The organism is Micromonospora sp. C95 (assembly GCF_018070465.1).
Lineage (GTDB): Bacteria > Actinomycetota > Actinomycetes > Mycobacteriales > Micromonosporaceae > Micromonospora.
In genome coordinates this window covers 79,306-88,269 of sequence record NZ_JAGPXT010000023.1, presented here as the reverse complement: position 1 = coordinate 88,269, position 8,964 = coordinate 79,306, and the positions used below count along the sequence as shown (strand labels likewise).

At 70.6% G+C, this 8,964-nt stretch carries 7 protein-coding genes; 3 read left to right on the top strand and 4 right to left on the bottom strand.

The window, feature by feature from the left end; genetic code table 11:
* Positions 1-192 precede the first annotated feature (192 nt).
* Positions 193-981 carry a hypothetical protein gene (locus KBX00_RS22715; protein WP_210830084.1) on the bottom strand — a complete coding sequence of 263 codons (789 nt, stop codon included), beginning with the start codon at positions 979-981 and terminating at the stop codon, positions 193-195.
* A 349-nt stretch (positions 982-1,330) separates the two neighbouring features.
* Here KBX00_RS22715 and KBX00_RS22710 point away from each other — a divergent pair, with 349 nt between their 5' ends.
* On the top strand, positions 1,331-1,735 hold the full coding sequence (locus KBX00_RS22710; RefSeq protein ID WP_210830083.1) for a helix-turn-helix domain-containing protein: 405 nt from the start codon (positions 1,331-1,333) through the stop codon (positions 1,733-1,735).
* 35 nt (positions 1,736-1,770) lie between these two features.
* Complete coding sequence (locus KBX00_RS22705; protein WP_210830082.1) at positions 1,771-2,199, top strand: VOC family protein; 429 nt, start codon at positions 1,771-1,773, stop codon at positions 2,197-2,199.
* Positions 2,200-2,261: 62 nt separating this feature from the next.
* Here the strand turns inward: KBX00_RS22705 and KBX00_RS22700 are convergent, their stop codons facing one another.
* From KBX00_RS22700 to ilvD, 3 genes are all read right to left on the bottom strand, one after another.
* Positions 2,262-3,440 carry an endonuclease/exonuclease/phosphatase family protein gene (locus KBX00_RS22700; RefSeq protein ID WP_301548414.1) on the bottom strand — a complete coding sequence of 393 codons (1,179 nt, stop codon included), beginning with the start codon at positions 3,438-3,440 and terminating at the stop codon, positions 2,262-2,264.
* Between the two features lie 334 nt (positions 3,441-3,774).
* On the bottom strand, positions 3,775-4,245 hold the full coding sequence (locus tag KBX00_RS22695; protein WP_210830080.1) for a hemerythrin domain-containing protein: 471 nt from the start codon (positions 4,243-4,245) through the stop codon (positions 3,775-3,777).
* A 319-nt stretch (positions 4,246-4,564) separates the two neighbouring features.
* The gene (ilvD, locus tag KBX00_RS22690) at positions 4,565-6,412 is read right to left on the bottom strand and encodes a dihydroxy-acid dehydratase (RefSeq protein ID WP_210830079.1); all 1,848 of its coding nucleotides are present in this window, start codon (positions 6,410-6,412) and stop codon (positions 4,565-4,567) included.
* 109 nt (positions 6,413-6,521) lie between these two features.
* On the opposite strand from ilvD, the gene KBX00_RS22685 reads away from it, so the two are divergent.
* On the top strand, positions 6,522-8,930 hold the full coding sequence (locus KBX00_RS22685) for a bifunctional diguanylate cyclase/phosphodiesterase (RefSeq protein ID WP_210830078.1): 2,409 nt from the start codon (positions 6,522-6,524) through the stop codon (positions 8,928-8,930).
* The last annotated feature ends 34 nt before the right edge of the window (positions 8,931-8,964 follow it).

Sequence of the window (8,964 nt, the reverse complement as noted above, 5' to 3'; positions counted from 1 at the left end):
CCGTATCGACTCGCCCGCCGCACGACCGAGCCCGATTTCTTCACGCTCAGCTGCAGACAACCGTGGCGCCATAAACCACCTCCACCAGCACAACGAGGCGGCGTTGCAACCATCAGTTGACTTCGAGTGGAAAACGGGAAATGTCCAAGATCTTGACGTGCTGCGGGCGGAGCGATCAGGGTCGGTGGCGGATCACCAGACGGTTACGTCGAAGGTGATGCTTTCGCTCGGCGCGTACCGCCGCAGGGTGATCCACGCCCACCGCTTCTCGCTCGTGTGGACGCAGAACGACTGGCCGGCACGCAGCTGCTCGCCGCCGATGTTCCGTTGCCGGGTGACCGCGTTCTCGCACTTGGCGTGCTCCGGCTCGCCGTCGACGACGACCACGTCGGCCGTGGTCCGCAGAACGCCGTAGCTCAACATCACATCCCGACCCCGGGAAAGGTTGGTGCGTTCGACGTTCCAGTTCTCCGCCACCGAGTCCAAGTCGAGGGCGTACGACGACGAGAGTTCGACACCCTTCGCGGTGCGGGTGGGTTCCAGTTCTCCGCCTGTCGACGCTGGCTCGTCCTCGCCGCTGGCGCTGGTGCTGGGCGACGGTGTCGGCGTCGATGTTGGTGTCGGCGTCGATGCTGGCGTCGGCGTCCGGCTCGGTTGAGACGGGAGGCTGGAAGTGGCCGCCGCGATGTCCGGTTCGCCACCAGTGCTCGCGGCGGAGTCGCCAGCGGTCGACTGGGTCGACGGGCGACCGACGATGCGATCCGTCGCCGCGCCGGTGATCGCCGCGATGGCAACCAGCAACATGACGACCACCGTGGCCGGGACCGCCCGCTGCTGCCGCCACAGCCAGGCCAGCGCCCAGGCCGCCGCAGCCAGGCCCACCACCCCGACCGCCACCACCGCCCAAGCCCCGGCACTGGTCAACCACTGCATGACGCCGGCTGTCGCGCCCACCACGCCGGCGATTGTCGAGACGAGCACGACCCGACGGTCAGGCTGTTGGGTCGGCTGGCTCACCTGGCCCCGCCCTCGCCCCGCGCGCTGTGTAGGTAGTCCGAATCCATATCACCATTTCATGGCGTGGCTTGTCGCGGGGGCGACGGATTGTATGCATCCCGACACGGGAACCGACCAGTTGGCGCCTCCGCCTGGACAACTGCTGGCCGGCAGCAGTCCTATTGGCCGGACACTGGTGGCCGCGCTACCCCCTGTCGCCGTGAAGCCTTCGCCTTCACGGCCGGCGGCCATGAGCGTCGTCAAGTGCACTTCAGGTCGACCCGCGTGGCCATCTCGAACCAGCACGTGGCACCGTATCCGGCGGGGGTGGTGGGTGAGCAGGGCGGTCGAGGAGACGAACCGGGCGATGCTGCGCGCCCGCGACGCGATGGACCGGGCGTACGCTCAACCGCTCGACATCCCGACCCTGGCGCGGATCGCGCACGTCTCCGCGGCGCACTTCATCCGCACCTTCCGGGCCACCTTCGGTGAGACCCCGCACCGCTATCTGCAGCGGCGTCGGGTGGAGCGGGCCATGTACCTGCTGCTGCACACCGGTCAGGACGTCACGGAGGTCTGCGCGGCGGTCGGTTTCGGCAGTCTCGGCACGTTCAGCCGTACCTTCCGGCAGATTGTCGGTGAGTCGCCCACCGACTACCGCAAGCGGCGGACGGCCCCCACCGCGCCGGTGCCGAGCTGCTTCACGAAGGCGTGGACCAGACCGAGCAGTTTTGGATAAGCAGCAGGTCACGGCGTTGCACTAGCGTTCTGGGCATGACGATGAACGCGATCAGCCGCTCCCAGATCTACGTCCTCGACCAGGACGAGGCGCTCGACTTCTACATCGGCAAGCTCGGCCTGGAGCTGAACACGGATCAGGATCTCGGCTTCATGCGTTGGCTCACGGTGAACGTTCCCGGCGACCGGCAGCGCGAGATCCTGCTGGAGAAGCCGGGCCCGCCGAACCTCGACCCGGCCACCGCCGAGCAGGTCCGCGAACTGCTGTCCAAGGGCGCCGCGGGTGGCTTCCTTTTCATGACCACCGACGACGCCCACAAGACGTACGAGGAACTGGTCGCCAAGGGGGTCGACATCACCGACGAGCCGATGGAACGGCCGTACGGCATCGACTTCGGCATCCGCGACCCGTTCGGCAACCAGATCCGCATCGGGCAGATGTTCGACCGGGGGACCGACCACTGAGTTCTACTTGTGGGTTCACCTGGCCCCTGGCGTTGTCACCGGCGCCAGGGCCAGGCGACACCTCAGCGACGCAGGTCGAGCCAGACCAGCCGGTGGTCGGAGGTGGGGAAGCCGCCCGGCAGGGCCGGGTCGTAGTCGCCGACCAGCCGGAACAGCGGGTCACCCGGCACCGGCCAGAAGACTCCGGTGGCACGGACCGGCAGCCCCCGGCTCGGCAGCAGATAGTCGACCCGCAGGTTGCCGGGGCTGGTGTCGACGAAGTCGGCGGTGTCGAAACGCGGTGCGCTCCGGTGATCGAGGTTTGCCCCGCCCTGCCGCCACGCCGCCGCCGCGCCGCCCGCGCTGGCCGGCACGACCCGGTCGTTGACCCGGGGGTGGTCGAGCAGCTGCTGCGCCGCGCCGGGCAGGCTGTCGCCGTCGTACGGATCGGAGTTGAGGTCCCCGGCGATCACGAAGGCCGCACCCGGCCGCAGCCCACCGCGCCAACCGGCGTCGTCGTAGATGTAGCCACCCCGCCCCGGCGAGACGTAGTCGGCCCAGAAGCGGATCTCGTCGTGGTTGCGGCGGCCGTTGCGGTCCTCCGGCCCGTCGAAGACCGGCGGCGTGGGGTGGCTGGCCAGCAGGTGCACGGTACGACCGGGCAGCCGGATCGGCAGGTCCCAGTGGCTCTTGGAGGACAGCCGCACGTCCGCCAGTTCCTGCCGGGAGTACCAGTCGGCGGGTGCGGGGGTGGCCGGGTCGTCGGGCAGCAGCGCGCCGGGCATGTCCCGCCAGCGGAACGTCTGGAACGTGCGCACCCGGGCCAGGTCGATCGGGTAGGACGAGTAGACCGCCATGCCGTACTGGCCGGGGAAGAGACCGAAACCGTAGGCGTCGTCGGGCCCACCGACGGTCCCGTCGTTGTTGAGATCGTGTCCGGAGGGCAACCCGGTGTTCGACGGGGCCGTGTAGCGGTACGGGTAGCTGATCGCCCGGGTGCCGTTGCGCGGTACGGACAGGTAGTTGTCCTGGAACAGCGCCAACGCCCGCCCGGCCGGGTCGTAGTCGAACTCGTTGATCAGCAGCACGTCGGGGCGGACCCGCTGGATCACCTCGGCGACGTTGCCGGCCTGCGCGTCGTCCCGCCCGGACAGGTCGGCGACCAGCCCGCCGGCGGCACCCCGGTTCAGTGAGGCGTTGAAGGTCGCCACCCGCGGCGTGCCCGGTTGCCCCCTACCCGCACTCGCCGGTGACGCCACCATGACCGCTACTGTCGCGGCGAGCAGCGCCGCCGTGAACCCAGCGCAGACCGTCCGCCTCGCACCCATCCGACACCCTCCCGATCCACGATCAACGATCGCCACGCTACCGGGAGCGGGCATGACGTCAGGGTGAATCCTGATCGACGATCGGCTGCGCCCGCAATGCGGTGACGAGGTCACCGACCGAGGTCGACGGGCTTCCTTGCGGCGGTGGGTCCAGTCGTGTCGCACGCTGGCAAGCGTCCGGAGACGCCGTCGCGGAAGCGGGTGAAGTCCAACGCCGTCTTGTTCCAGTTCGGGATGTGCCGGCGGATCAGAGCCGCGGCCTTCGTCGTCAGAGTGGCCCCAGGACGTCGTGCGGGTCCCCGTTCAGGGCGAGCGTGTCGAGTACCGCCAGTAGCTGGCGTTCCTCGTAACGGAAGTGGCTCTCCATGATGGCGGCGATCCCCTCGACGTGGCGGTCGAGTTCGGCTGGGGAGGCGGCCCGATCCACGGCGGCCTGCAGACCTGCGAGCAGATGCGCGATCATCGAGTGGTCCTGTTTCAGTTGGCGCAGGGTGTCGCGCAGCTCCGGATGGGCGGCGGCGATCGCGGGGAACAGTTCGCGATCCTCACCCTCGTGGTGCCCGGTCAGCGCGGCACAGAAGCCGTGGCAGAACAGCAGCAGGTCACGGGTGGCTGGGCCGGCCGCGTCGCCGTGATCCAGTGCGCTGCGGGTCAGGCGTAAGGCTTCGCGCAGCCGATCGTGCACGCTGCGCAGCTCGTGGCTCCAGGCGACGAGCCTGGTCTTCTCGCCCTCAGCCACAGGAGGGCGAAGGTAACGACAATGTCATCGTCGTGGTCCTTCGTATCCGACGCCTCCATGCCTGACACGGTCTGCCACCGGCACGCGACGTTGACCTCAGGCTACCTAACGGAGTCGGCGACCGTTGCCCCGCGGATGCACCGTCGTGGGCACTGTCGAGCTGATCCATCCGTGCTGTCAAGCGAGGTCCATCACCCGCAGCCACCGCGATCCACTTGCGCCATCAGCTCGACAGCACCACACCTACCCCTGATTCCCTGCCCCGCCCGAGGCGGGGCCGTCCGACCCGACCGTGCTCTCAGCGAGCACTCTCAACGTGTCACTCCGGGACGCGGCGGTAGGCGCCGTCGCTGGCCGAGGTGGCCATCGAGGCGTACGCGCGCAGCGCCGCCGACACCGGGCGCTGCCGGTCGACCGGAGTGTACGGGCGGTCCCGCTTCTCCTGGGCGACCCGGCGGGCGTCGAGCACGTCGGCCGGCACGTTCAGCTCGATGGAGCGGGCCGGGATGTCGATGACGATCTCGTCGCCCGGCTCGACCAGCGCGATCAGCCCACCGGAGGCGGCCTCGGGGGAGGCGTGCCCGATCGAGAGCCCGGAGGTGCCGCCGGAGAACCGGCCGTCGGTGAGCAGCGCGCAGGCCCGGCCCAGGCCCCGGCCCTTGAGGAACGAGGTGGGGTAGAGCATCTCCTGCATGCCGGGGCCGCCCTTCGGCCCCTCGTAGCGGATCACCACCACGTCCCCGGCGACGATCTCCTTGGCCAGGATGGCGGTCACCGCGTCGTCCTGCGACTCGTAGACCTTCGCCGGGCCACGGAAGGTCAGGCACTCCTCGGGTACCCCGGCGGTCTTCACCACACAGCCCTCCGGCGCGAGGTTGCCGGACAGGATGGCCAGCCCGCCGTCGGCGGTGTACGCGTGCTCGCGGTCCCGGATGCAGCCGCCGGCCGCGTCGGTGTCCAGCGACGACCAGCGGTTGGTGGTGGAGAACGGCTCGGTGGTACGCACCCCGCCCGGCGCGGCGTGGAACAGCTCGACCGCCTCGGGGCGGGCGGACCCGCCACGCACGTCCCAGTCGGCGAGCCAGCCGGCCAGAGTGGGGGAGTGCACCGCGTGCACGTCCCGGCGCAGCAGGCCGGCGCGGTCGAGTTCGCCGAGGATGGCCGGGATGCCGCCGGCGCGGTGCACGTCCTCCATGTGGTACTGCGGCGAGTTCGGGGCGACCTTCGCCAGGCACGGCACCCGGCGGGAGATGGCGTCGATGTCGGCCACGGAGAAGTCCAGCTCGGCCTCGCGGGCGGCGGCCAGCAGGTGCAGGATCGTGTTCGTCGACCCGCCCATCGCCACGTCCAGGGCGACGGCGTTCTCGAACGCGGCCCGGGAGGCCACCGCGCGGGGCAGCACCGAGGCGTCGTCGCCGTCGTACCACCGCTTGGCGATCTCCACGGCGGTGCGGCCGGCCTCGACGAACAGTGACCGACGCGCGGCGTGGGTGGCAAGCGTGGAGCCGTTGCCCGGCAGCGCCAGGCCGATCGCCTCGGTGAGGCAGTTCATCGAGTTGGCGGTGAACATGCCGGAGCAGGAGCCGCAGGTGGGGCAGGCGGACCGCTCGATCTCGCCGAGCTGCTCGTCGGTGACGGCCTCGTTCGAGGAGGCGATCATCGCGTCGATCAGATCGATCTTGCTGTGCACGATCCCCTCGATCGCCACCGTCTTGCCGGCCTCCATCGGCCCGCCGGAGACGAACACGGTGGGGATGTTCAGTCGCAGCGCGGCCAGCAGCATGCCTGGGGTGATCTTGTCGCAGTTGGAGATGCAGACCAGGGCGTCCGCGCAGTGCGCGTTGACCATGTACTCCACCGCGTCTGCGATCAACTCCCGGCTGGGCAGGGAGTAGAGCATGCCGCCGTGGCCCATGGCGATGCCGTCGTCGACCGCGATGGTGTTGAACTCCCGGCCCACCCCGCCGGCCTCGGCCACCGCGTCGGCGACCAGGCCACCCATGTCCTTGAGGTGTACGTGGCCCGGCACGAACTGGGTGAAACTGTTCGCGATGGCGACGATCGGCTTGCCGAAATCGTCGTCGGTCATCCCGGTGGCCCGCCAGAGGGCCCGGGCGCCGGCCATCGTCCGACCGTGCGTGGAGGTCTTCGACCGCAGCTCAGGCATGCGTACCAGTCTGACACCGGTGACCCGGCCCGGACACCGGTGTGGCGCCGTGTCCCAACAGATGCACACCCGATCCCCACAGCGGGCATCGATCCGGCAGAGTTGAGGCGTGCACACACCCCCGGCCATGATCGGCGCTGCGGTGCTGAGCGCGCTGATCGCCCTGACTGCCGGCGTGCTGCTCGCCGCCGCCGTCCGCCGCCGGGCCGCGCCGCATCGTCCGGCGTACGCGGTGCTGGCCGTCGGCGGCGTGTTCGCGGCGGTGACCGTGCTTGTCGGTGCGGCCGTCGCGGTGACCGCGAGCGAGCACTGGGCGCACGAGCAGCAGCATCGCAGCACCTGGGCCACCCTGGTGGCACTCGGCACGGCCACCGGCGGCCTGCTTTTCTGTTTCGGTCTGCTCCGGCTGCCCGGGGTGACCGGGTCGGTGCCCTCGGCGGCCCGGCTCGCGCTGGACGGCGTGATCGTGGGAGCCGCGCTGTGGTTCGTCGGCTGGGTGCTGTTCTCCGAGCCGACCCGGCTGCTCGGCGACGCGACGCCGACGGCCTGTCCGTCGATCCTGCTCGCCTCGGTAAGCGCGGCGTTGAGCGCCGGCCTGTCCGCGATCATGGTGCTCCGGGCGTCCGCGCCCCGACGTTGCCTGGCCGTGCTCGGCACCGGAATCACCGCCGTGTCGGTCGGTGGGTTGGGTGTCGCGGCCGGGCTCTGCCAGGCCGGGCCGGGACTGGCGCTGACCGGCGCGGTGATCCTGGCCGTCGGGCTGTTGATCGCGGCGGTGGCGGCCTACCGGATCGATCCGCCGGGTCACCTCGCCATCGACGTGATCCGCCGTGACGGCGAGTACGCCTTCGTGCCGATGGGCGCCATGGCCGCCTCGGCGATGTACCACCTCCTTCAGGACGGCCGGTTCGACGGGTTGGCCATCGCCGCCGGCAGCGTCGAGGGGTTCGCCCTGGTCGCCCGGCAGTACCTCACCCTGCACGACGTGCGGGCCTACGCCCGGCGGTTGGCCGACCGGGAGGCACACTTCCGGCAGCTCGCGCACACCGACGCGCTCACCGGCCTGGCCAACCGGCGCGGCCTGCTGCGAGCCCTGCACCGCTGTGCCGAGGAGCGGGTGCCGTGCGTGCTGCTCGGGCTGGACCTGGACGGTTTCAAGAACGTCAACGACATGCGGGGCCACGACGTCGGCGACGCCGTGCTGGCCGAGGTGGGCCGGCGGTTGCGGGGCAATCTGCGCCCCGGCGATCTGGCGGCCCGGCTCGGTGGTGACGAGTTCGCGGTGCTCATGCACGGTGGCCCGGCGGGGGCCGGGGTGGTCGCGGAGCGGCTGTTGCGGGTGCTCGGCGGCGCCTACGAGCAGCCCGAGGCACCCGTCTTCCTGTCGGTGAGCATCGGCCTGGCGGGTTGGGCCGACGAACCCGACGTCGAGCTGCTGCTGCGGCACGCGGATCTGGCGCTGCGCTACGCCAAGCAGCGGGGCAAGAACCGGATCGAGCGCTACGACGGCGCGTACGACCGGCTGCTGCGCCGACGCACCACGCTCGAGCACGAGCTGCGCGGTGCGATCGAGCGGGACGAGCTGCGGCTGGTGTTCCAGCCGGTGGCCTCCCTGCCGTCGGTACGCCCGGTCGGCGCGGAGGCGCTGCTGCGGTGGCGTCATCCGGAGCTGGGCAACGTCCGGCCGGACGAGTTCATCCCCCTCGCCGAGGAGAGCGGGATGATCGCCAAGCTCGGTGCCTGGGTGCTGCACCAGGCCTGCTATCAGCTGTCCCGCTGGCTGGCCGAGGGGCACGACGTCTGGGTGTCGGTGAACGTCTCCCCGCGTGAGCTGCACGCTCCCGAGTACGTGGTGCAGGTCGCCGAGGCGCTACGCGCCCATCACGTGCCGCCGCAACGGCTGGTGCTGGAGGTCACCGAGCACGCGGTCGCCACCGACCTCGACGAGTTGATCCGGCGGCTGACCGCGCTGCGGCTGACCGGTGTGCGGATCGCCCTGGACGACTTCGGCGCCGGTTACTCCTCGCTCAACCAGCTCCGCCGGCTGCCGATCGACATCCTCAAGATCGATCACGGACTGGTGGCGGAGCACGAGCCGGTCCAGCCGGAAGGGCGTGACGGCCCGGCCTTCGCCCCGATGGTCGACATCGTGATGCGGTTGGGCCACCAGTTCGGCCTGGAGGTGATCGCCGAGGGGGTGACCACGCCCACGGAGCTGGCCGCGGTGGTGGCCGCCGGTTGCCGGTTCGGTCAGGGTGCGTTGTTCGGCTGGGGCGTACCGGCCGAACACCTGGAGGCGATGCTGGACGCGGCGACGTCGCCGGGTGCCCGCCCGGCCCGTCCGGCGGCAGACAGCGCGGTTGCGCGACCCGTCGGACCGCCCCTTCAACGTCGGGGCGAGGGCGTCCCCGGCCAGGTCATGCCGGGTCGGATCGGCGCGCCGGGCGGCGGCGCGCCGAGGTCCGTGAACCAAAATGTGGGATCAGTTGACTCATCGCATGAGATGCGTCAGTCTTGAGCCCATGTCGTCGTACCGGTCGCTGCGAGTACTT

Excerpts from the sequence above, each read along its gene's own strand:
- KBX00_RS22705 (WP_210830082.1), top strand. The coding sequence starts at position 1,771 with ATGACGATGAACGCGATCAGCCGCTCCCAGATCTACGTCCTCGACCAG.
- KBX00_RS22700 (WP_301548414.1), bottom strand. The coding sequence starts at position 3,440 with ATGGTGGCGTCACCGGCGAGTGCGGGTAGGGGGCAACCGGGCACGCCG.
- ilvD (WP_210830079.1), bottom strand. The coding sequence starts at position 6,412 with ATGCCTGAGCTGCGGTCGAAGACCTCCACGCACGGTCGGACGATGGCC.